Genomic DNA, 24,129 nt, shown 5'->3' with positions numbered 1-24,129 from the left:
ATTCGAATGTTTATTCTGTGTATTCAAGCTTTACTCTGCCACCAGAGCTCTGCATGACCAGAGAATAACCTCCGCCATTCATTTCCCCATTCACTCTGTCTTTTTCTACTGTTCCATTGAAATTGATCATGTCAAATCCTACCCTTCCACCCCTTATATCCAAATCAAGGCCCGCTGTAGACGGGATGGAAACGGTGATGCTCCCTCCGCTGCTTTTGAATTCCAAATCATCTGAAATTTCAACCAGATCGGCAGAAATACTTCCTCCACTCGTATAGGCGCCTATACTTCCAGAAATATCTTTAAGCTTCACACTTCCTCCTGAAGTATACACTTCGATTTCTCCTTCGAGCTTATCCATGCTGACAGAACCTCCACTAGTTTTTACTTCAATATCTCCTGAAAAATCACTCAGTCTGAAAGATCCTCCTGATGACCTGGCGGTAATATCACCTTCTCCTTTGCTTATACTCACGCTTCCTCCACTGGTACTGATATCATGATCACCACTGACTCCCTCAAGGCTGATGGAACCTCCGCTTGTTTTAAAAGTGGTCTCTGTTTGAAAGGGAACTTCCACCTCGAAGTACACATTCATTTTCTGATCACCCCAGTTCCATCCGTTGGAATTTTTCCTTTTGAAAACGAGATCAACTTCATTTCCTGAGTGCTCTAATTTCAGGGTATAATCTCCAAGGTTTTCATCCACCTCTGCAGCACTCATATACTCATCCTGATTTCGATATTTGGCATACATGCGGACCACTATTTGGCCCCCTTGGGTACCGGTGACCTTTACCGCTGAGCCTGAAGTTTCCGCTGAAAACTCTGCTGGGGATGATACATCAAATGTCCTGGTTCTGAAGGGTTCTCCATCTTGTGCTAGAGTCTGAGGAGATATTAATAAACCGATGAGAGCTAAACCGAAAAGCGAAAATAATTTTTGAAGTAGGTTCATTTGTTGGATCTTTTTTCCAACTCAAATTTCCAGATTCGTGCCAGTTAAAATCAATCAAAATAGCGTCCTTGGGCTATTTTCAGATTTTCAAAAATTAAAACTCGAACATTTTTGTTCGCCTTCGGGCAAACATGAAAAGACTGAAAAATAGACTTATACTTGGATAGGAAGGAATATGTGTAAATTAAAAAAGCGGGGCCCCGCCCCGCTACTTGAAATTATTAAGGTCTATTCAGCCTTCAAACTATCCACGGGATTTGCTAAAGCAGACTTCAAGGTTTGTATACCAACTGTGGCAGCTGCTACCAAAAGGATGAAGATTAATGGAATGGTAAATAAATCCCAGTTTGGGATGAAACGTGTGGCATAATTTTGAAGCCATTCGTTAACCAGAAAGTAAGACAATGGAACCGCAATGAGTCCAGCTGTACCCACCATGATCAAAAAGCTTTTGGAAAGTTCCCAAACAAGAGATGATTTCGACGCGCCAAGAACAGTTCTTACTCCGATCTCTTTGGTTCGGAGTCGGATCATAAATGAAGACAGACCAAAGAGTCCAAGAATGGCAATTAAAATCGAAAGCAAGGTAAATAGAAGTACAACGCTCCCAAACTGATTATCCTGTTGATATTGCGTATTATAGGTATCATTCAGGAAATGGTATTCATAGCTAGCTCCTGGATAAACCTTCTCGATTGTCTCACCCACATCAGCCACTGCCATTTTTGCGTTATTCGTATTAAGTTTAATGAGGAAATGATCCGTAGAAGGTTGATTCCTTAACAATAGTGGCATGTACTGTTCCTTAGGACTTCTTTGATAGTAATTTTTGAAGACTCCTTTGATATATGAAGGTTCACCATCTTCTGACCAGTAAAAATTTATTCGCTCATTTACAGCATCCTCTGGAGTCGCGAAACCTAATAATTCAGCTGTCCTTTCTGAGATAATTACTTCCTCTTTTGGAGAGTCCACCCTGAATGCCTCACCGGCTAGGAATTCTAATCCCATCACTTCTGGAAAGTTTGCCTGAATTCCATAATGATAAATTAAAATTCCGTCTGTTTCTTCATCCTGACCAAGCTGAGTTATGCCACTACTGGAACTCATATCCTTAGTATTATCGCCTGGAAGAGATCCAGACATGGTAATATCCGAAATCCAGCTTTGAGCTATCAATTCTGATTGAAAGGCAGTGCTCTTTGCCACTTCGATAGAATCATTCGAATCGAGCTGCGGAACTTTGACCACTAAGGTATTATCGATTCCTATTCCCAAATCCTGCGAAGTGAGGTATTTCATCTGCTTGAATACCGCAAATGATACACAAAGCAAAACCACTGAAGCTGTGAATTGAACATAGACAAGCGATTTTCTTAATAGAATACCCTTGGTGGTATTACTAAATTTACCCTTCAGAACAGTCACAGGATTGAAACTGGATAGTACCAGTGCGGGGTAAAACCCTGAAACCACCGTGCCAATCAACACAAATCCAACAAGTATAGCTGCGAGCTTTAAGTTCCCAAAGTTGTTAATGGAAATATCAAGAGCTACAAACTCCCTAAAGGCTGGGAAAACAAGAGAAAAAATTAGTAAAGCCAGCAAAGTTGAAATGAAATTGACGAGGAATGCTTCAGCAAAAAACTGAAAAACCAATTGTTTCTTAGAGGAACCGATAGCCTTCCGAATGCCAACTTCTTTGGCACGATCCATGGCTTTGGCTGTAGCCAAATTAATATAATTAATCCAAGCTAAAGCTATGATTATCAAACCTATAAAAAACATAAAATTAACCGTCTGAGCACTACCGTTCACTTCTGGTTCATAGGTTTTATTGGAGTACAAGTGGATATCCTTGATTCCCTCAGAAATAACAACCTCAGATTCTATTTGTGGATGTCTTTCGGAGTATTCGGCAAGTTTTGCATTGAAGTCTTCTACATTTATGCCCTCCTGCATCAGCAAATACGTGTATTCATTATTGGCATTCCAGAGATTCTCAGGATACCACTGCTGGACTAATGGTAATGTCTCATGCGAAATCAGTAAATCGTATTTTATGTGGGTATTCATTGGGAGATCCTCAAAAACTCCCACAATCTCCAAAGGAAGCTCTGCTTGAGAAGGCTCTAAAGATTCACCCAGAACGTCGGTTTTACCGAAATACTTAATTGCCGTACTTTCTGAAATCACCAATTTGAATGGCTCACTAAAACTTTCCAGATTCTGATCATTCAAGATATTCAGGGAAAAAACATCAAAGATGGTAGAGTCGGCGAAATAGGTCCTGTACTCGTAACTTTTAAAGTTTGTGGAATTAGACACCATTTCAATCGACTCATTCGGGAAAAGCCGAACGAATTCCTCGACTTCGGGATATTGATCTTTAAGCTCCTGACCAATCAATTGGTAGGTCTGAGAATCATTTGCTATAAACTCATTCCCATCATACATATCGATAGAAAGCCTGAATATTCTATGAGCTTCAGCATGCATTTTTTCATAGCTCCGCTCAAAGTCCACATAAAAGAAAATCAACAATGTACAGACCACACCAATGGTCAATCCAGCTATATGAATGAAGGTGGTGGAACCGTTTCTAAAAAGATTTCTAAATCCGATCCGTAAATAGTTTTTCCACATTATGGTTGAGGTTAGATGCCAAATTCTACGCGAGTTTTATGCCATAAAAAATGGGGAGAAACCCCTATTTGAACTGTTTCTCCCCATTTTTCTATTTATACCCCGAACAATATTGTCCGATTTCGGTCGAAGCTCGATTTCAACCTTTTACTCTCCTGACTTTATGCTCTTCACAGGATCAGTCCAGGCTGCCTTCAATGATTGGGAGAAAACCGTGAGAGCAGCAATCAGACCGGCAATTAATCCTGCCACCAAAAAAGTGGTCCAGGAAATTCCCACGCTAAACGCAAAGTCTTCAAGCCAAGAATTCATGCCGAAGTAAGAAATAGGAATAGCGATCACAAAACCAACCAGGACCAGCTTCAAGAAATCTTTTCCAAGTAGGAATAGGATACTTCCTGTCTCCGCTCCCAAAACTTTTCTGATCCCTATTTCTCGTGTTCTTTGCTGTGTAGCAAAGGTGGTCAAGCCAAATAGCCCCAGGATGGATATCAAAATGGCCAGCCCCGAAAAGAAGGTGAAAATGGTCTTTACCCTTTCCTCAGCTTCATATTGCCTATTGAATCCTTCATCCACAAAAGTGGGTTCAAAAGGAAAATTGGGTCTGAAATCTGCCCACTCTGACTCTAAATAGGCAAGGGTCTCTTCTCTTTTATCTGAGTCAATCTTTAAACTAACAAGATTATTCCGATCCTGAGATATGACAAAAACGATAGGAACGATCGGCTGATGCAAAGATTCAAAATGAAAATCCTTCATCACGCCAGTAACAAAGCCTCTCCTTCTTCCATAAATGAATGGCTGATTTACGGCCTCCTCGGGAGATTGCCATCCTATTTCCCGGATGGCTGCCTCATTTAGAATAAAGGCTTCAGTGGAATCACTGGCTCGAAGTACATCGAAATTTCTACCCGCAACCAAGGGAATACCATAAGTATCCAGAAAATTGTGGCTCACGTGGATATCTGCAATTCTGATATTGAGTTGAGTCATTTCCCCATTAACCTCAGCTGAGGCTCCCTGAGAATCTAAAAGTCGTCCCGATGGAACCCTGCTTGAAATAGAAACGGACTGGATTCCCTCCTGGCTTTCCAGTCGGTCTTTTATGATCTGATAATTCTGCTCAATACTTCCGCTGGAAGGTAAAACCACAATATCATCCTTTTTAAAACCGAGATCTTTGGACTGCATAAATTCGAGCTGATTCACCACTACCAAAACGGCCACAATTAAAACTACTGAGATGGCAAATTGCCCAACCACCAAAACAGACCTGAAACTCTCATGTCCCTTACCTACTTTAAAAACCCCTTTCAGTACTCTTGCTGGTTGAAATCCGGAAAGAAATAATGCTGGGTAGCTTCCAGAAATCAAACCAACAAAAACAACGAGCCCGATAATGGCTAAAAAGTATTCAGGGTTTTGAAAGAAATTGAGACTGAGTTGCTTTTGAGTGAAATTTGAAAACTCAGGCAAAAAGAGATAAACCAGTCCCAAAGAGAGGATCATGGAAATGATGGTAAGAATAAATGACTCCCCTAAAAACTGCCTGATCAGACCGCTTCTGTCTGCACCCATTGCTTTTCGTAGTCCCACTTCCATTGACCTCAAGGAAGAACGGGCAGTAGAAAGATTCATGAAGTTGATACAGGCGATCAAAAGAATGAAAAGAGCTACTGCCAGGTAAATGTAGACATAGGTAATATCACTATTGGCTTCAAGTTCAGAATCTAAATTTGAATAAAGATGAATATCTTCTATCGGCCACAGGAAAAGTTTTGTGGTTTCCGACATAGGAATTCCAGCCTGAGTCTCCCCCATGTGCCGATCGATTAAGGAGGGAAGCTTATTTTCGAATGTTTTTCGATCCACTCCCTCTGCCAATAGCAGATAAGTAGAGAAATTATTCCCTCCAAAATTACTCATCATCGCATCCTGTCCACCGTAGAATTGAACTACGGGAGCCATTGAGGAAAGAAAAGATGGATGGAAATGTGAATTATCCGGAAAATCCTTAAACACCCCACTGATCTGCACAGGAAATTGCATTCCACTTAATCCAATTAGCATTTCTTTACCTACTGCAGGTTCATCACCAAAATATTTTTTCGCAGTATTTTCTGAGATCAATAGTCCATCAGAATTGCTCAATGCCGCTTTTCCATCCCCTTCTAAAACCTCAATCGAAAAAATATCCATGGCTTCCGGATCTGCAAAAGTAAAATGTTCTTCGATGAATTTATTCTCTTCATAAATCACTAAAGGATTCGCTTCAAGCAATCTGCCTGAGGCTTCTACATCATCAGGGAAATCCGACTTGATTAAAGGGCCAAAAGGTGGTGCTGCATGCCCCAAGTGTAGACTTTCTTCTCCATCTGGATTAAACCATGCCCGAGAAACTCTTACAATTCGATCTGATTTTTCATGCCAGGTATCGTAGCTAAGTTCGTGCTGGACAAACAAGAGAATGATAATACTGACGGCCATTCCCACTGCCAAGCCAAACACATTGATGAAAACGTAAAGAGGGTTTTTCTTTGCATTTCTTAGTACGATTTTGAAGTAGTTTTTAAGCATAATGATGGGGGTATTTTAAAAAAAACACCTGAGCCTACTGGAAACTCAGGTGTTCTGCTTCATAGTGTTAAGTTAAGCGTTGGTTTAGTTCTTAATGATAATCTGACTGGATCCGGAGCTTGAAATCTTTTGATTTTTGGGGTTTCCATTCACATAAATATCACCTGAACCAGAGGAGGCTACGATTAAATCATTTTCAACTCCAATGTGTACATCTCCAGAACCTGACTTGCCTACTTTTACAGATTCAGCTATTAAATCAATCGCCTTGAAATCTGCAGATCCAGATTGGCCGATATCTACGTTACCTGCTCTTCCTCCTTCTATGGAAACAAGGCCTGAGCCACTTATGCCGACATTTAATTTATCTGTTTCGAGGTTTTGTAATTCTATACTTCCCGATCCTGACTGGCCTATGGAAAAACTCCTAGACTGTACATCAGACTCCACAAAAATACTTCCTGATCCACTACCTCCGATAGCTTCCAGCTCTCTTACCGTTACGTAGGCCGTAATATTCACATTCCTGTGCCTGCCATTTTCAAGCTTGATTTTCAGCTTATCGCCATTTACTTCAGTAATTACCTTATCCAGATCGAAACCTCTGGACTCAAGTCTTACTTCGTCTTTGTTTCCGATGGTTACATAAACATCCCAGTTACCACCAGATTCGATTTTGGTAAAGGAGCCTGGTGTTCGGGTTTCAGAATTTTGTGCTTGTGCGGTTACTCCCAATAAGAAAAGGAGAATGATAAATGCAGTTGAAAGTTTAGTTTTCATATTGTAAGTGGTTATTGATTATTTATTTCCAGAGATAGTGCCAAAGCATTAAATAGGGTTTAATTCACTTTTGATGGCTTTTTCAAGCTTTGGACTGTCCGAATTCTAAAAGATTTTGGTCGCATGCGAACAAATTTCTACAAGATTTTTATTCACTCTTTAAATGATCTACAGGGTTAGAGGCAGCGGTCTTAAAGCTTTGATAACTAACTGTGAGCCATGCAATTACTACCGCCATGACTCCAGACCCTAGAATAAGCGCCCATCCTATGGAAGTTTTAAAAGCGAAATTCTGTAACCAGTAAGTATCCATTACATAATATGCCAGAGGACCAGCAATAATGAAGGCCACCAAAACCAAAAGGGTAAAATCTTTGCTGAGAAGTGTAATCAGATTTGGCATACTTGCTCCCAAAGCTTTCCGGATACTTATTTCTTTGGCCCTTTGCTCGGTGGTGAATGCAGCCAAACCAAATAAGCCAAGACAAGCGATGCTAATGGCCAAGACGGTGAATACCAAAATTATATTACCCATATTCTTTTCTGATCGATACAGGGAATCAAAATTAGAATCCACGAAAGAATACTCGAAAGCAGCCCCATCCGCATACTTTCTCCAAAGTTCCTCGATAATTTCAATTCGATCAGCAATATCTCCGGGGTTAAGTCGGATGGCCATTTCCTGAAAATATTCAGGTTCTATACCCATGATTAAGGGTTCTATTTTCAGTTTTAGATTATCATAGTTAAAATCCTTTATCACTCCGATTACTTCCCTGACTTCATTTTCATCTGCATTGAAATAGCCTGAAATTTTTTGGGTGCCATCCAGCTCAGTCCAGCCGATCTGCTTAAATGCACTTTCATTGACGATTAAGGCAGTACTATCAGAAGGAAATTCTTCTGAGAAAAATCTCCCCTCAACCATTTCATAACCCATGGCATCCAAATGATCTTTATCCACCCAATTCATGGTAAAGAGAAAATCCTGTTCAGTATCCACGGCACGATAGACGGAGGTCCAATCGATTGCCGGAGGAAGGTTATTCGCGTAGGAAGCAGCTTTAAATCCCGTATTTGATAGTAGTTCCTGCTTGAAAGCCTCAGCATTATTTCCCAAGGATCGTGTGTGCAGCAGATTTATGACATTTTCTTTATCAAAACCTAAATTCACTTCCTGCATGTAAGTGAGTTGCTTGTAAACCACTAAACTGCTTATGATCAAACTAATCGATACAAAGAACTGAAAAACTACCAGGCCATTTCTGAACCCTGATCTTTTGGCCCCTTTTCGTACTTTGCCCTTAAGCACCTCAGACGGAGCAAAGGAGGTGAGATAAAAGGCCGGATAAGATCCCGCAAGCAGACCAACTATGAACAAAAAGGCAAAGAAGGCCAAAAGAAGAACCGGGTCTAAAAATACCAACCAGCTCAAATCCTTACCTGAGAGAGCATTAAATGGCTGAAGAGCAATTAAAATAAAAACCAAGGCCACCAGTCCTGACAAAAAACTGTAGATCATAGACTCTGCCAGAAACTGACCAATTAAAGGAATTCTGCTGGCGCCTATAGTCTTGCGTACGCCTACTTCCTTTGCCCTATTTGCGGATTTGGCGGTAGCCAAATTCATAAAATTGATGCAGGCTATCAGGATGATGAAAATTGATATCGCCCCAAAAATGTACAAGTATTGAATGCTACCTGGTGTCGTAGGCTCTTCCGAAAGCTCTGAATATAAATGGATATCCTCTACTGGCATAAAGCCGTAACCTACATTATTTCCCTGGGCCCTAAGTTCATCCATAGAAAAACCCAGATACTGCTCTATCTCAGGCCCAAAATACTTTTCAATAAAACCGTCAAGCCCTGCCTGTACATTACTCATATCCACCTCAGGATAGGTCCTGAAGTAGGTATAGAGATTATTACTGGACCAATTTTCATTTTTCATGTATTCCCAGCTATCTCCTGAAATGATCATATCATAAGTGAGATGGGAATTTGAAGGTGGGTTACTGATTACTCCACTGACTTCGGTTGCAGTTTTTCCAGATCCACGCAAAAGAACCTTTCCTATGGGATCCTCCTCTCCGAAGTATTTTTTAGCATTATCCTCTGAGATCACTACTTTATTTGGACCATCCAGGACCGTTGCCGGATCACCTTGAAGTAGCTCAAAGCCAAAAAAATCAAAGAAATTTTTCTCCACTACTAGGACTTTTCCTTCTGTAAATGTGAGTTCCTCGTACTGGATTGGCAAGGATTCCCACTGCCCTACCCTCAAAGTACTTTCTACTTCAGGAATTTCTTCAGCCATAGCTGGCCCAATCGGTGCGCCAGTCATGGCCATATTGAATTCATTCCCATTAAGCTTTCCTGTGAAATCAACCCTGTATTGGTTTTCGCTCTGTGGGTGAAATTTATCGTAGCTCAACTCGTCCGCAATGAAAACAACGATTAAGACACTGGCGGCTATCCCTAAGCTTAGGCCAAGTATATTGATCGTTGAATAGATTTTATTGTTTCGAAGATTGCGGAATGCAATTTTTAAATAGTTCTTCAGCATAGTGGTGGGTTTAAAGCGTTGGGTAAAAGTGTTGGTTTAGTCTTCTTTTTATTTAGATGCGCTTTATTATGAAAAGGTTGCAATCAGGATTCCAAATAAAAAAATGCTCTCAGAGACTATCTGAGAGCATTTTTTGAAACTGAAATTTAAAAAAGTGTACGATTACAATCTTACCCGAACACTATTCATCTCGCATAGCATCCACCGGATTTGACCAGGCCGCCCTGAGTGCCTGAGTACCAACTGTGAAAAAGGCGATAAGCAAAGTGATCAAACCTCCCAGTAAAAAAGTCCAAAGTGAAAGTCCTGCTTGATATGGGAAATCCGATTGCCAGGTATTCATTCCATACCAGGCAAGTGGAAAGGCAATTATTATGGCGACAAAAACAAGCAATACAAAATCTTTGGTGATCAACTTAATCACACCCTTACTACTTGCACCAAGTACTTTTCTAATTCCTATTTCTTTGGTACGCTGCTCAACCGTGTAAGCCGCCAAGCCAAATAATCCAAGACAAGAAATCAAGATAGATAGAACTCCTGCAATGGTGAATGTTTTACTTAATTGCCGGTCTTCAGCGTATTGAGCAGCAAACTGCTCATCCATAAAGTAATACTCGAACGGATTTCCCGGAAAAATCTCCTCAAACGTTGATTGTAAAGAGGCTAGGTTTGATTCTAAATTGGTAGGATCCACGATTAGAGAAAAATACGCTTGACCTTCATTCGGCAGGAGTATCATAGGAAGTATTTCCTCCTTTAAGGATAAGTGATGATAATCTTCAACTACTCCCACAATTTCATAGACATCCTCTCCCCATTTTATATCATTACCTGCGGCGCTTTCAGGCCCATCAAAACCCAAAACTCTAGACGCGGATTCATTGATCATGAGCTTTCCACTTTCATACCAACCTACCTTGGTTTCATTGGGGTTAAAACCTCGACCGGCTTTGATTTCAATTTCATAGATATCCAGAAATTTTTCATCTATGATTCCCATAGCATAACTCTGGTCTCGATCTTCAGGCCGAGGAACCATTGGAGTGATACCCCCGGCAGAAAAATTATAAGATCTTCCAGGGAGAACATTGGAAGCCGCCAGGCCTTTAACAAAGGTGAAATTTGTCAATCGATCTTTAAATGAAACCAGCTTTTCCTGCCTGTTTTCACCTAGTTCATTTGGCCCTGAAATAACCAGTAGTTGCTCAAGGTTCATTCCCAGGTCTTTGTTTTGCATGAAAGAAAGCTGATCCCTGATAACTAGGGTGGAAATGATTATCCCAATGGAAATAACAAACTGGAAAACCACGAGCGATTTTTGTAATAACTGACCTCTTCCAGCCTTAAAGTCGACTTGAGATTTTTTAGCAAACTTACCAGAAAGGACGACTACATAAATTCCTGAAATCAGTGAACAAAAACCGATGATACCCATCAGCATAAGCCAAAAAACCGGAAGGGTTAAAGCCCCAAGCCAAATTGACTTACCCAAAATAGCAGCCACAATCGGTTCAAGCAGATATACTCCTACCAGTGCCAAAACGGCTGAAAAAACAAGTAATATCAGAGTTTCAATCATAAACTGCTGACCTACTTGCCATGAATTTGCCCCTAAAACCTTTCGCATTTTAATTTCCTTCAATCGGGTAAGTATACTCGCTGCTGAGAGGTTGAGGTAATTCACATAAGCAATAGCTAAAATCAAAATTGCCATCGCCGCAAAAACCAGAACCGAAGCCCGACTTCCGAAGGTTGGCAGAGGATCATCAATCGACCTTCCCAAATGCCACTCACTTAGGGGCTGTAAATGGACTTTGATTTCATCAAGTCCAGGAAATCTTTTGAAGTAATTGGTAATTTGATCTGCTAATTTTTCAGATTTTATTCCTGGATTGGTTTGCACGTAGAGGTTAGCAAAACCAGAATCCATTCCGTCTGGATCAGCCCAAGTGTTCCCATTTCTATTGGCTTCATTCTCTAAAAAATGAATGGATAAAAATACCTGCGAACTAAGATCAGAGCGAAGTGGTATTTCATCCAAAACTCCGGTGACGGTAAAGTCATTTTTCCCAAAATTATTACTAATGGTAAAGCTTTTTCCCAATGCATCAGAATCTCCAAACAACTTGTTGGCGAGATGATTCGAAATTACAGCCGTTTGTGGTTCGGAGAGGTCGGCATTACCCCGCTGAATGGAAAAGGAAAAAGTCTGGAAAAAGTCTCCTTCCACAAAGCTGATTTCTTCTTCCTTGAAAGCAATATTTAACTCAGGGATAGAAATTAATCCATTGCCAATATTTCCTGCAGCACGGGTTACATGGTCCAGGTCTGTAAATTGATCCTCAAGAATGTTTGCAAAGCCTGGAGGAAGCAATATCTCCGCCTGACCACTACTTTCAATAACTGCAATCCGGTAAATTTCATCCTTATTCTCGTGGAAATCATTGAAAGTCCACTCCGTTCCCACATAGGCAAAAAGAACCAGAAAAGTGAGTAGCCCCAAGGTTAGTCCCAGCAGATTCACTGCTGAAAAAACTTGTCGCTTCAGTAAACTCCGGAGTGAGATTTTTATATAGTTGAAGATCATTATTTCAGGATTAAGGGAAAGATTTACTCGCTTTTTAGAGAATTTACTGGATTACTTGATGCGGCCTTAAAGGCTTGGAGGCTTATGGTGACAAAGGCGATAACCGCCACAAAAAGCCCGGCAAGGAGAAAAATGGAGGGGCCCAAATTTACTTTGTACTCATAATCTTCCAACCATTTTGTCATACTCCACCAAGCTAACGGGCTAGCCAAGACAAATGCAATCAAAACAAGTTTTGAAAACTCTTTGGAGAGTAAAACAACTATTCCCGAGGAAGTGGCTCCCAAAACTTTCCTTATTCCAATCTCCTTGGTTCTTTGCTCTGCAGTAAATGCTGTCAAAGCAAAAAGTCCGAGACAGGCGATGAAAATGGCAAATCCGGCAAAAACCCCAAATACTTTACCCAATCGGGTCTCTGCATGATACATTCTGCTGAATTGCTCATCCATAAATTCGTAAGTCAAAGGCTGACCTGGCGCCATATCTTTCCAAGCTTCTTCGATAAGTTGGATGACATTCTGAGTATTTTCAGCCCTGAATTTAAAAGAGACCGGACCTCCTGGAACTTTATTATATAGTAGCATTACAGGAGAAACAGATTCTTTCATAGATTGAAAATTGAAGTCCTTCACCACACCTACCACTGTTCGGATTTGGTAAATCTCCTCATTTCCGTCTCCAAGTATCTGAGAATATACTTTTTGCCCAATAGGGTCACCCTCGAAATTAAACTTCTTCACCGCTGTCTCATTCAGAATCACTGCGCTGCTGTCAGAAGGGAAATCAAGAGAAAAATTTCTACCAGAAACCAGCTCCATGCCTAGGGATGGAATATAGTTTTCGTCTACTTGCCAATTTTGTATACTCACCGTGCTTTCCATATCGGCCAGATCCCGACCTTCTACGAGCCATGGACTATCACTTCTAAAGGAACCTGCCACTGGCAAAAAACCACTAATCGTTGCCTGTTCAATTGTGTTATCAGCTAGGACCCGATCCTTAAAACCTACAAGCCGATCATTTAAAGCATAGGTATTAAACACTGTGATCAGCTGATCTTTTTCGAATCCTATCTCTCGGTTTTGAATAAAGCTCAACTGATTATTCACGGTAATTGTAGCTATGATCAAAATCACAGAAATAGCGAATTGAAAAACCACCAAGGTACTTCGGATATTACCACTCTTCATCCCCATTCGGATTTTTCCTTTCAGGATGCTTACTGGTTTGAAAGCTGATAAGAAAAATGCGGGATAGCTCCCAGCGATCAGTCCTGTTACAATTGCTCCAAGAAATATAGCTGCATAAAAACCTATAGAATCAATGGGCATTGTAAGGTTCCTTTCTGCTACATCATTAAAGAATGGAAGCATAAGAGAAGCCAGAGGAATGGCAATCAAAAATGCTATAGAGCTAAGCAGAATTGATTCCATTAAAAACTGTCGGATCAAATGAATTCGAAAAGAGCCCATAACCTTCCTGATTCCTACCTCCTTGGCTCTGCTTGCAGATTTTGCTGTAGAAAGGTTCATGAAATTGATACAGGCAATCAGAAGGATAAATAAGCCTATGGCTAAAAAAATGTACACATACTGTTCACTGAAATTTGCCTCAAACTCACCTTCCAAATCACTCTTCAAGTGAATATCATGTATTGGTTGGAGGATGTATTCAAGTGAGCTTCCCTGTGCAATCAAATCATCAAAAGTAGTCCCCTCTCCAAAAAAGAGAGAGAGCTGAGGCTCCATATATTTTTTGAGCATTGGGAAGAATTTTTCCTCTATCGCTTCAGGCGAAGCCCCTTCATAGGCCTTGAAATAGGTCTGGAAATTATTACTGAACCAAACTTCACCCTGGGCTTCCTGTAATCCTTCTGCGCTCAATAAAAAATCAAAATGAAAATGGCTTGCCTCAGGCAAATCCTTATAAACTCCGGTAATTCTGAATTCCAAGTCATTATCTAATATCAGCGATTCGCCAATAGCTTCCTGTTTAGGGAAATACTTTTCAGCAATTGTTTCACTGATCGCTATAGTACCCGGTTCATCCAGAATTCCATCATTGGTTCCGCTAACCATTTCAAGATCAAAAACCTTAAAAAAATCCTTACTTGTCCATATTACTCTTCTCTCCAAAAGGTTCTCCGAATCATTTGGTCTTTTGACCAAATAGGGTCCTTGCTCACGAAAATGAACAGCAGATTCCACTTCGGGGATTTCCTCCGGTAAAGCCCTCACTAAAGCAGCTGGAGTGTATAAATTATGGGAGGACCTTCCTCCAAACACGGTCTTATTTGTAATTCTATAAATCCGATCTCCGTCTTTAAAATGCTTATCATAGGATGATTCATTGATTACAAAAAGGGCAATCACCATACAAACGGCAACTCCCACCGAAAGACCAAAGATGTTTATGAAAGAGTAGAAACCTTGTTTGCGAAGATTTCTCAGTGCGATTTTAAAATAACTTTGAAGCATTACGATTTTCTTTAGTGCTTGATTTCTCCTGCCAAATAGTATTCAGGATTTGTGCCACCAAAAAAAGGCCTCCTGAGGTATAGGAGGCCTTTTTTTGAATTTACATATTTATAGTTCGAACAAAAATGTTCGCTTGCGGTCAAATCAATTATTCACTTCTCAAAGAATTTACCGGGTTGTTTCTGGCAGCTTGAAAAGCTTGGTAAGCAACAGTTAATAAAGCTATCAATACAAGAAGTAAACTAGAACCTGCAAATATCCACCAACTTAAATCCGTCTTATAAGCATAATCATTCAACCAATTGGAGGATAAATACCAGCCAAGTGGCACAGAAAGGAGGATAGCAAGTAAAATGAGTTGTAAAAAGTCTTTGGTCACAAGTCCCAAAATACTGGAGATCGAAGCACCCATCACCTTTCTTACACCGATTTCTTTTTTTCTTTTTTCTGCAGTGAAAGTAGCCAGGCCAAAAAGCCCTAAACAAGACAACAATATGGCTATCCCACCAAAATATTTAGAAAGACTGGCTATTCTTTTTTCTGAATTATATAAAGACTGAAAATCTTCATCCAAAAAGCTATAATCCATGGTAAGGCCTGTATTTTCCTGATATAAATTTGCTACTTCTGCAAGCGTCTGATCCTGATTTTCACTCTGAATCCTCACCATGATTTTAGTCGCAAATTCATCGTCATACTTAAGAAAGGCAGGCTTTACGGTTTCCTTTAAAGATTCGAAATTAAAGTTCTTTATTACCCCAATCACCTCCATGTCATTACCCCAGAGGTTTAGCACTTCCCCTACCGGATTTTCAAGCCCTATGATTTTAACAGCCTCTTCATTTAAAATTAACTTTTCTCTTTCCTGCCCATAATCAGATGAAAATGAACGGCCCTCCAAGACTTCAAAACCCATAGTTTCAATTAAACCAAGGTTTACCGTGATGTTTTCAAATTTTACTTGCTCAGTTTCATCTTTGCCTTCCCAGCGCAATCCTATGGTAGAGCTTGAAAGTCCAACCAAATTATGGCTTAGACTAGAGGCGTTTTCCACGCCAGGAAGCTTGCGCAATTGCTCAAGAAATGAATTCGCTTTGGAAGTTTCAAAGTCATTCGCTGAGATTTGAATAATCTGAGTTTGATTATATCCTAAATTCTGGTTTTGAATGAAACTCATTTGCCGGGAAATGACAGTAATCCCAATAATTAGTAAAAGTGAAATAGAAAATTGAAAAATGACCAGTCCCTTCCTTGCCAATAACTCGCCGAAGCTTCCCTTCGCAGTAGACCTAAGTACCTGCATTGGACGGAATTTGGAAAGGTAAACTGAGGGATAAATCCCAGCAATCAGGCTGGTGAAAATCCAGATGCTTATTAGAATTGCAACCTCCTGAATACCGAAGGAAATGTTTAGTAGTTTTCCTGTGACACTATTAAAAAACGGCATTAAAGCATACATTAAAACCACCGCGATTATTAATGCCATTCCGGTAAGAAGAAAGGACTCAATCATAAACTGAGCGAATAATCCTGTACGATTGGCTCCCATTGTTTTCTTCACTCCTATTTCCTTTACCCGACTCATGGCAAGAGCTGTGGTCAGATTCATGAAGTTGATGCATGCTATAAAAAGGATGAAAAGAGCAATAGATGAGAAAATGTAGATGTAGTTAATTTTGCCTCCTGCAACTTTCCCACCCTCATATGTAGAATGTAAGTACAAGTCTTCATAAGACTGAAGGAACGGAGTTACATTACTGCCTTCTTCCCTGTCTTTTATAAAATTGACAAATGAATTATTGAATTCGTCAATATCCACTCCTGGATTCATTAGAGCAATTGCCTGTCCATTGAAGTTATCCCAATGCACCCCATCACCGAGCATTCCCAAAAAATAGTCGTAGTTCAAAAGAAAATGGGCTTCATCCAGCATCTCTTTTTCCGTAAAATCACGGTATACACCTCTAATTTCCACTTCATTTGAAAAGCTAAATACCTTCCAGGCTAGAGTCTTTCCAATAGCTTCTTCCGGACTATCGAACATCTTCAAAGCGAGAGACTCAGAAATGACAACTGAATTTTGATCTTCAAGTGCGCCTGAGCTCGATCCTGCTATCATATTCACGGTGAATATTTCAAAGAATTCCTGATCGATAAAAAATCCATTTGTTGTAGTCTTCTCAGCTACTGACTCAAAACTTACCCCTTCGATATAAGGTGACATTCCTGTCACCACATCTATTTGAGAGTACTCATCTCTCATGGCTTCAGCCATTCGGCCGGGTGTTACCGGTATCGTATTAATTCCAGCACTATTATCATGATTAGTCAGTACCTGATAGATGTATTCTCCTTTCTCATGGCCTTTTAGAACGCCTAATTCACTTCTTACCCATGAAGTAATCAGAAGCAGAGTGGCCAGCCCTGTGGCAAGACCGAAAAGGTTAATAGCAAAAATGCCCTTCTTATTTGAGAAATTTCGAAGGGCAAGTTTGAGGTATTGGTTTAGCATGGTAGGTCAAATATGGAGTAAGGAGATCCTTGAGATTTAGAGAAAAAATAGAAGTAAACTCTTTACTGAGCCTACTTCTAATTATTCTCATCTTCTTAGACGTGAAACTGCTCCCGGATATTCTCGGTCACAACTTTTCCATCAAACAAATTGATGATTCTGTGGGCGTAGTTGGCATCGTGCGGAGAGTGAGTTACCATTACGATAGTGGTTCCTTCATTATTCAACTCCTCCAATAATCTCATAACTTCTTCCCCATTCGTAGAGTCAAGGTTACCCGTTGGCTCATCGGCAAGGATTACAGAAGGCTTTGCCACAATAGCCCTCGCAATGGCCACACGTTGTTGCTGACCACCGGATAACTGCTGAGGAAAGTGGTTTCTTCTGTGCATAATATTCATTCTTCCGAGCACCTCTTCCACTCTCTGCTTTCTTTCTTCAGATGGAAGCTTTAAATAAAGAAGAGGTAATTCCACATTTTCAAACACCGTCAATTCATCAATCAGGTTAAAACTCTGAAATACAAAACCTATATTGCCCTTTCTCAAGGACGATCTTTGTCTCTCCGAGTATTTTGCTACTTCATGATCTATAAAGTGATACTCGCCTTCGTCTGGATTATCAAGAAGTCCAAGGATATTCAATAAAGTAGATTTACCACAGCCCGAAGGGCCCATGATAGCAACAAACTCACCTTTTTTGATTTCGATTTGGATTCCATCCAAAGCGGTAGTTTCTACCTCCTCGGTAGTGTAAAGCTTCCGCAAATTGACTGTTTTGATTACGTTTTCCATTAGTACTGGTCTTTATTAGTAGTTTCTATTATTTATTTCTTTTTATTCTTTTCCTAAGTCTTAGATGAGTTCAGCTATAAATAAGTTGCTTGAGTTCTGAATTTATCATCTTGAGAGCATCCCTATTTCAGTTGTAAGACTTCATTATTACCAAAATTCTCATAGCCACTTACGATCACTTTTTCTCCTTCCACCAGGCCATCAAGAATTTCATAGTACTCAGGATTTTTTCGGCCTAGTCGAATATTTCTTTTCTCGGCATTTCCATCTGACGTCAAAACGAAAACCCAGTTTCCGCCCGTATCCTTAAAGAAACCTCCGGTAGAAAGGAGAAGACTTTCCTCGCTTTGGCCCAGTTCAAGACGAATTCTCACACTCTGACCACGTCTTATACCAGATGGACTCTCTCCTGTAAATTCCATATCCACTTCAAATCTTCCGTTTGTGATATTTGGATAAATCTTAGTGATCTCCAGTTCGTGTGTCTGTCCGCTCAAGGTAAAATTTCCTCTGAGTCCTCGACCTATCCTCGGTAAGTATAATTCATCAATAGGAACGCGAACTTTAAATTCATCAAGCACATCTATCTGACCATATCTTTGACCGGGATTAATAGCCTGACCAATCTCGATCTGCTCCATGGCGAGTTGACCGGATATAGGAGCTCGGATAATAAGGTTATTTAAAATCTGACCAACTCCATCCAAAGAAGCTTGCATTCTGGCTTCTGACTGGCGAAGCTGTGCAAGCTGGTAAGATCTTGCGATAGAATCACTTCTATAAGAAGCGTAGGTCAATTCCTTTCTTTTCAAATTATACTCGTACTGCTCTTTTACTTCTTCAAACTCCCTGTCTGAAACTAACTTCTGCTCATGAAGCTGCTTGAATCTTTTATACTGTGGCTCAAGCAATGAAATCTGATAATCAATCTCTGCCAACTGTCCCTGTTGGCTCAAATCATTTTGATCCAAAAAGAGCCGAGTCTGACGAAGGTTATTGATTTGTTCGTAAAGCATAGTCTCCCGCTGCATCACGTCAAGCTGTAAATTAGAATTGGTCAAAGCCAAAATCGTATCTCCTCGATTGACAGTGGCTCCGGACTCCCTGACCACCTCTGCTACCATCCCTCCTTCTACAGCATCAAGGAAAAAAGTCTGTGCTGGCTCGATTTGTCCAGAAACTAGAATATAATCGGTGAACTCTCCGGTTTTCACAGTCGCGATACTCAATCGGTCTCTCTCCACATTCATGGTAGATCGATGATCTGCCCACCAGATTTGATAAATAATCCCAAATACAAGAACCACTCCACCTACGATGTAAGCTATCTTCTTTGGGGTCCAAAACTTCTTTTTAATTTTTCTATCCATAATGCGTAATCCCTTTTCGGGTCGGTACCCATTATGCCAAAGGCTGTGCCATCCAAAAAAACCGTCTCTTTGCTCTCAATAAACGTTTTTGATTTTTCAGCTTTTAATTATCTCGAACATTTTTGTTCGGCAGCGAACAAAATCTTAAAAAAATGGACTAAATTATTCTGGTCGAGTACACCTGTCTTGGTCAGTAAAATATTGCCCAAACACTATCTGAAAGCCGATTTTTGGTAAAAACAAACTTGGCCCTCATTTCGGTATGCTTTTGGAACTAGCAGAGAACAGCAACCAGGCCAACTATTTTCACTCTTTAAATATTCTAATTAGATGAACGAGCAAAGAATCGGGAAAATACTCATCATTGATGATAACGAAGATTTGCTGAAAGCAGCAAAGATTTTTTTGAAAAGACATTTCGCCCAAGTCGACACCGAAACCAATCCAGACCTTCTCCCCATACTGACTCACAATGAACAGTATGATGTCATTTTACTAGACATGAACTTCACAAAAGATGTGAGTTCAGGCCAAGAAGGGTTCTATTGGCTGGACCGGATTCTGGAAATGGATCCTTCCGCGGTGGTGGTTTTAATCACGGCATATGGAGATGTGAACCTTGCCGTAAAGGCCATAAAAGAAGGAGCCACTGACTTTGTTCTGAAACCATGGGAAAACGAGAAACTACTGGCCACTTTAAACTCTGCCTTAAGGCTCAGGCAAAAAAAGCTGGAAGTTGATCTGCTCAAATCGCAAAAGGAAACCCTTGAAAAGGATATCGATAATAAGTTTAAAGATATCATCGGTCAAAGCCCGGCCATGCAGGAAGTATTTGAAACGATTGAGAGGGTGGCTACTACCGATGCAAATGTCCTTATTCTGGGTGAAAATGGTACCGGGAAGGAATTAATTGCTCGTGCCATTCACAGAAATTCCAAGCGAAACAGAGAAGCTTTTGTAGGTGTGGATCTAGGTTCAATTACGCAGACTTTGTTTGAGTCGGAGCTTTTTGGACATAAAAAGGGGTCTTTTACGGATGCCAAGGATGACCGAGCAGGCCGATTTGAGCAAGCTCACAAGGGAACCCTGTTTTTTGATGAAATAGGTAATCTTCCTTTGCCCTTGCAGGCAAAACTCTTAGCCGCTTTGCAAAATCGACAAGTGACCCGTGTGGGTGCGAATAAGCCTGTGGATGTAAATATTAGATTGATTTCGGCTACCAATATGCCGATCCATAATATGATTTATGACAATACTTTCCGTCAGGATTTACTTTACAGAATAAACACCATTGAAATTCAGCTACCACCGCTTCGAGAAAGAATAGAAGACATTCCTTTGATGGCCGATCATTTTATTTCATTCTATTCCAAGAAGTATAATAAGGACATTCGAAAGGCATCCGAGCCTCTGGTAAAGCGAATGATCAAATACAGCTGGCCAGGAAATATCCGTGAGTTACAGCATAGCATAGAGCGTGCAGTTATTATGTCAAATCACAGTGTGCTACAGCCAGAGGATCTTTTCCTTCAGAAAGTTCAGCAACCTGAAAAGCAGGATGAATCAGTCAGTCTTGATCATTTGAATATAGAAGATGTAGAAAGAATTCTGATCAGAAAGGCCCTTCAAAAGCATAATGGGCATATTACCCGAGCAGCCGAAGAATTGGGATTGACCCGATCCTCACTTTATAGAAGACTCGAAAAATATGGTCTATAAGCGATTTTACCTTGGGGTAGTTTTCCGGGTGTTGGGGCTGGCTCTGGTCATGTTTTTTGCTTTATGGCTGTATTTCAGCCAAGGTTTATTACTTGCACCAGGCATTCTCTTCTTGATAATCTTGGGACAAATTGTCGAGTTAGTCTACTTTGTGAATTCGCTCAACCACAAACTCGCAAGGTTTCTTGATTCTATTCGATTCAATGACTTCTCGAGTTCCTTTACTTCAGATAGTAAAAAGGGAGATTCCTTCAAAGCCGTGAACTTGGCCTTTAATGAGGTCATGGAGGTCTTCAAACAAACCCGTGCTGAGAAAGAAGAGCAAATGCTTTTTCTTCAGGTGATCATCCAACATATCAACTCAGGGATTATTTCTTTTAATTCCCAGGGGCAAATTGGAGTAATCAATAACTCTGCAAAACACCTGCTTCAAATCCCTCAATTTAGGAATATAACCGATCTGGGACGCCTTTCAGAAGAACTCTTGAAAGACGTGATGGATATGAAACCTGGACAAAGAATCTCCAAAAAAATTAATAACGACCTCCACATAATTATACAATCCACTTCCTTAAAAATGGGTGGCGAGAGTTGGACGCTTCTGTCCATGCAAAACATCAATGCAGAATTACAATCGAATGAACTGGAGGCTTGGCAGAATCTAACCAAAGTACTCAGGCATGAAATTATGAACTCCATCACCCCTATTTCTAGCCTGGTGGAAAGTCTCAGAACGATCCTTGACGAAGATACTTTCCTTCAAGCTGAAGGAATGCTGATCAAAAAGGATGGATATCAGGATATGCAGGAGGGCCTGGACACTATTGCAAATAGAAGTAAGGGTCTGGTTAGCTTCGTAAATGCCTACCGAGATTATACTAATATCCCCATTCCAAATAAAGCCACCGTAAAAGTCAAAGCTCTTTTTGAAAATGTGCTTAGGCTCATGAAAGAAGATCTGAAATCCATGGAGGTCAAGGTGGACACAAAAGTAAATCCGGAAGATTGCGAGATCTTATGTGATGAAGATCAGATCACCATGATTCTGATCAATCTGGTAAAAAATGCTGCTGAATCTCTTCATAACAGTGCCGATAGGACCATTTGGCTTTCAGCCCTAAATCAAGGAGATTTGGGTACAGTTATACAGGTGGAAGACCACGGGCCCGGAATTGTTCCTGAAGCCTTGGAAAGAATTTTTGTTCCTTTTTATACCACCAAAAAGACCGGATCAGGGATTGGATTAGCAATTTCAAGGCAAATTATGAATTTACATAGAGGAAGCCTCCAGGTTAAATCCACCCCAAATGAGAAGACTATTTTTTCTCTGAATTTTCGTTAGTCAACAGAGTATAAAACTTCCTTTAGGCGGTCAATATCTGATTTATCGTTGAAGACATTAATTGAAACGCGAAGTGATTGGCCCCGAACCGAAACAAACACTTTTTGGGCATCAAGATTAGCTTTGATTTCTTTTGGGTTAATCCCTTCAGGAAGCGGTAATGCAAAGAGATGGTTTGCTGAAAATGGGCCAAACTCTAAATCCAGTCCCCTAACCTGTTGAAAATCAATCAGCTCCTTTTTCAGGCTACCGGCATATTCCTGAATTCCGTAGGCTGTCCATTCTGATAATTGCTCAAGAGCTTTTTCAAGCATTGGAAGCAAAACAAAATAACTTGTCTCTCCCACATTAAAGCGATTGGCACCAGGCAAAAACTCCTCTTGATAATTTGTCAATTCCGAAAAAATATGCGAATTCGTTCGATTCATCCAAGACTCTTCCAATGGCTTTCCGTCCTTAAACTTATCTGAGAAATAAGAAATGGCCAGTGAATATGGACCCAATAACCACTTATAACTAGCACAGATCAAAGCATCAATTTTGAACTCCTTCACATCTATTGGCATCGCACCAACAGATTGTGTGCCATCCACCACAAAACAAGCTCCTACTTCCTGACACCTTTCCCCGATGGCTTTAAGATCAAATTTCACTCCATTCATCCAGTGCACACTTGAAATCAGTACCACACCTGTTTCTTCATTAATCGCTTCTAATAATCTTTCATTCCAGCTTTTTCCTGGATTATTAGCCTCTGGATCAGGATCAATTATCACCAGCTGAGAGTCATTTTCTTCTGCCCATCTCTTTAGTGAGAAATATCCACTGGGAAATTCATCTCTAACCGTTATTGCATTTTTTCCTCTTGCATTATTCCAATTAGACAAAGCACATGCAAAACCATAGGAAGTACTGGGAATCAAAGCAATATCATCAGCAGAAGATCCTACCATTTGAGAGAATAAGGCTTTTACGCTGTTCACCGTGGTGAAAAAATCCTCTGGATTTTGAGAAAATGGATTCCGCATTTTCTTTAAATCTTCAATAGCAGCTTCTTCTGAAGACTTTAAAATAGGACCTCGGTAGGCATTATTTAGATATGTTACGTCAGGGTCTAATTGAAAAAGAGAATTCTGGCAAGTAAGCATTCCGATGTGTTTTGAGCTTTGGAAGGCCAAAATATAAAAATACCCTGTTTAAGGTATTTCTATTTTGGGGATTTGGAAGTAGTTTAAAAGAAAAAAAGAAATGAACCCAAAAACAACACAAGCCTACAACCGACTGAAAGGTCTGCTACATGGAGTTTTTTTAGACAGGCACGTGAATAGAAACGAAATCATGGAACTTAAGGACTGGTGCTACGCTCACGAAGAACTAGCAACAGACGGTCCATTCAAGGATTTTTTCTATGAGATTAAGGCAATTTTAGACACAGGAGTGGTTACTGCGGAAGAGATTCTAGACATGAATGTGATTCTTACTGATTACCGGAAACACTTCATCCCAAAGGATCAAGCTATCGCCGATATCAACTTTTTAAAGGGCATCTGCTATGGAATTCTAGCTGATGGTGAAATTAACAAACATGAAGTTTATATGTTGAAAACATGGCTCAAGGAGAATGAACATCTTTGCACAGAGCCACCGTATAAAAATTTTTATATAATTATCACCAAGGTATTAGAGGATAATAAGGTCGATCAGGAAGAGGCAAAAATGCTGAAACAATTATTTTCTGATTTCCTCAGTGAGTAAAAAAAAGGCCAGCAATGCTGGCCTTTAATATTTCGGTCTTTTT

14 protein-coding genes are annotated in these 24,129 nt (G+C 40.3%); 3 read left to right on the top strand and 11 right to left on the bottom strand.

What is annotated here, in order from left to right:
- Positions 1-10: 10 nt before the first annotated feature.
- From QVH07_RS04145 to QVH07_RS04100, 10 genes are all read right to left on the bottom strand, one after another.
- Positions 11-958, bottom strand: coding sequence for a DUF4097 family beta strand repeat-containing protein (locus tag QVH07_RS04145; RefSeq protein ID WP_289998885.1), 948 nt, complete (start codon positions 956-958; stop codon positions 11-13).
- Between the two features lie 228 nt (positions 959-1,186).
- A complete protein-coding gene (locus QVH07_RS04140) occupies positions 1,187-3,604 on the bottom strand; it encodes an ABC transporter permease (protein ID WP_289998884.1) in 2,418 nt (805 codons plus the stop codon).
- Positions 3,605-3,751: 147 nt separating this feature from the next.
- A complete protein-coding gene (locus QVH07_RS04135) occupies positions 3,752-6,181 on the bottom strand; it encodes an ABC transporter permease (RefSeq protein WP_289998883.1) in 2,430 nt (809 codons plus the stop codon).
- 84 nt (positions 6,182-6,265) lie between these two features.
- Complete coding sequence (locus tag QVH07_RS04130) at positions 6,266-6,961, bottom strand: head GIN domain-containing protein (RefSeq protein ID WP_289998882.1); 696 nt, start codon at positions 6,959-6,961, stop codon at positions 6,266-6,268.
- A 148-nt stretch (positions 6,962-7,109) separates the two neighbouring features.
- Complete coding sequence (locus QVH07_RS04125) at positions 7,110-9,527, bottom strand: ABC transporter permease (protein WP_289998881.1); 2,418 nt, start codon at positions 9,525-9,527, stop codon at positions 7,110-7,112.
- A 181-nt stretch (positions 9,528-9,708) separates the two neighbouring features.
- Complete coding sequence (locus QVH07_RS04120) at positions 9,709-12,117, bottom strand: ABC transporter permease (protein WP_289998880.1); 2,409 nt, start codon at positions 12,115-12,117, stop codon at positions 9,709-9,711.
- 23 nt (positions 12,118-12,140) lie between these two features.
- Entirely contained in the window at positions 12,141-14,594 is a 2,454-nt protein-coding gene (locus QVH07_RS04115) for an ABC transporter permease (protein ID WP_289998879.1), read from the bottom strand.
- 148 nt (positions 14,595-14,742) lie between these two features.
- A complete protein-coding gene (locus QVH07_RS04110) occupies positions 14,743-17,106 on the bottom strand; it encodes an ABC transporter permease (protein ID WP_289998878.1) in 2,364 nt (787 codons plus the stop codon).
- A 95-nt stretch (positions 17,107-17,201) separates the two neighbouring features.
- Positions 17,202-17,900 (bottom strand): ABC transporter ATP-binding protein, encoded by a 699-nt coding sequence (locus tag QVH07_RS04105; protein ID WP_289998877.1) that lies wholly within the window; start codon positions 17,898-17,900, stop codon positions 17,202-17,204.
- Positions 17,901-18,022: 122 nt separating this feature from the next.
- The gene (locus QVH07_RS04100; protein ID WP_289998876.1) at positions 18,023-19,270 is read right to left on the bottom strand and encodes an efflux RND transporter periplasmic adaptor subunit; all 1,248 of its coding nucleotides are present in this window, start codon (positions 19,268-19,270) and stop codon (positions 18,023-18,025) included.
- Positions 19,271-19,600: 330 nt separating this feature from the next.
- Between QVH07_RS04100 and QVH07_RS04095 the strand changes: the two genes are divergently transcribed.
- On the top strand, positions 19,601-20,989 hold the full coding sequence (locus tag QVH07_RS04095) for a sigma-54-dependent transcriptional regulator (protein ID WP_289998875.1): 1,389 nt from the start codon (positions 19,601-19,603) through the stop codon (positions 20,987-20,989).
- On the top strand, positions 20,979-22,331 hold the full coding sequence (locus QVH07_RS04090) for a sensor histidine kinase (RefSeq protein WP_289998874.1): 1,353 nt from the start codon (positions 20,979-20,981) through the stop codon (positions 22,329-22,331). Before QVH07_RS04095 ends, QVH07_RS04090 begins: the two co-directional genes overlap by 11 nt.
- Here QVH07_RS04090 and QVH07_RS04085 read toward each other — a convergent pair.
- Positions 22,328-23,479, bottom strand: a complete 1,152-nt coding sequence (locus tag QVH07_RS04085; protein ID WP_289998873.1) for an aminotransferase class V-fold PLP-dependent enzyme — start codon at positions 23,477-23,479, stop codon at positions 22,328-22,330. The genes QVH07_RS04090 and QVH07_RS04085 overlap by 4 nt on opposite strands.
- Positions 23,480-23,579: 100 nt before the next feature.
- Here QVH07_RS04085 and QVH07_RS04080 point away from each other — a divergent pair, with 100 nt between their 5' ends.
- The gene (locus QVH07_RS04080) at positions 23,580-24,086 is read left to right on the top strand and encodes a hypothetical protein (RefSeq protein ID WP_289998872.1); all 507 of its coding nucleotides are present in this window, start codon (positions 23,580-23,582) and stop codon (positions 24,084-24,086) included.
- The last annotated feature ends 43 nt before the right edge of the window (positions 24,087-24,129 follow it).

The organism is Algoriphagus sediminis, assembly GCF_030403435.1.
In the GTDB taxonomy this organism is placed as follows: domain Bacteria; phylum Bacteroidota; class Bacteroidia; order Cytophagales; family Cyclobacteriaceae; genus Algoriphagus; species Algoriphagus sediminis.
This window is presented reverse-complemented; position numbering and strand designations above follow the sequence as displayed.

Coding starts and splice junctions, on each gene's coding strand:
- QVH07_RS04125 (WP_289998881.1), bottom strand. CDS start 9,527: ATGCTGAAGAACTATTTAAAAATTGCATTCCGCAATCTTCGAAACAAT.
- QVH07_RS04120 (WP_289998880.1), bottom strand. CDS start 12,117: ATGATCTTCAACTATATAAAAATCTCACTCCGGAGTTTACTGAAGCGA.
- QVH07_RS04090 (WP_289998874.1), top strand. CDS start 20,979: ATGGTCTATAAGCGATTTTACCTTGGGGTAGTTTTCCGGGTGTTGGGG.
- QVH07_RS04085 (WP_289998873.1), bottom strand. CDS start 23,479: ATGCTTACTTGCCAGAATTCTCTTTTTCAATTAGACCCTGACGTAACA.
- QVH07_RS04140 (WP_289998884.1), bottom strand. CDS start 3,604: ATGTGGAAAAACTATTTACGGATCGGATTTAGAAATCTTTTTAGAAAC.
- QVH07_RS04135 (WP_289998883.1), bottom strand. CDS start 6,181: ATGCTTAAAAACTACTTCAAAATCGTACTAAGAAATGCAAAGAAAAAC.
- QVH07_RS04105 (WP_289998877.1), bottom strand. CDS start 17,900: ATGGAAAACGTAATCAAAACAGTCAATTTGCGGAAGCTTTACACTACC.
- QVH07_RS04095 (WP_289998875.1), top strand. CDS start 19,601: ATGAACGAGCAAAGAATCGGGAAAATACTCATCATTGATGATAACGAA.
- QVH07_RS04110 (WP_289998878.1), bottom strand. CDS start 17,106: ATGCTAAACCAATACCTCAAACTTGCCCTTCGAAATTTCTCAAATAAG.
- QVH07_RS04145 (WP_289998885.1), bottom strand. CDS start 958: ATGAACCTACTTCAAAAATTATTTTCGCTTTTCGGTTTAGCTCTCATC.
- QVH07_RS04100 (WP_289998876.1), bottom strand. CDS start 19,270: ATGGATAGAAAAATTAAAAAGAAGTTTTGGACCCCAAAGAAGATAGCT.
- QVH07_RS04130 (WP_289998882.1), bottom strand. CDS start 6,961: ATGAAAACTAAACTTTCAACTGCATTTATCATTCTCCTTTTCTTATTG.
- QVH07_RS04115 (WP_289998879.1), bottom strand. CDS start 14,594: ATGCTTCAAAGTTATTTTAAAATCGCACTGAGAAATCTTCGCAAACAA.
- QVH07_RS04080 (WP_289998872.1), top strand. CDS start 23,580: ATGAACCCAAAAACAACACAAGCCTACAACCGACTGAAAGGTCTGCTA.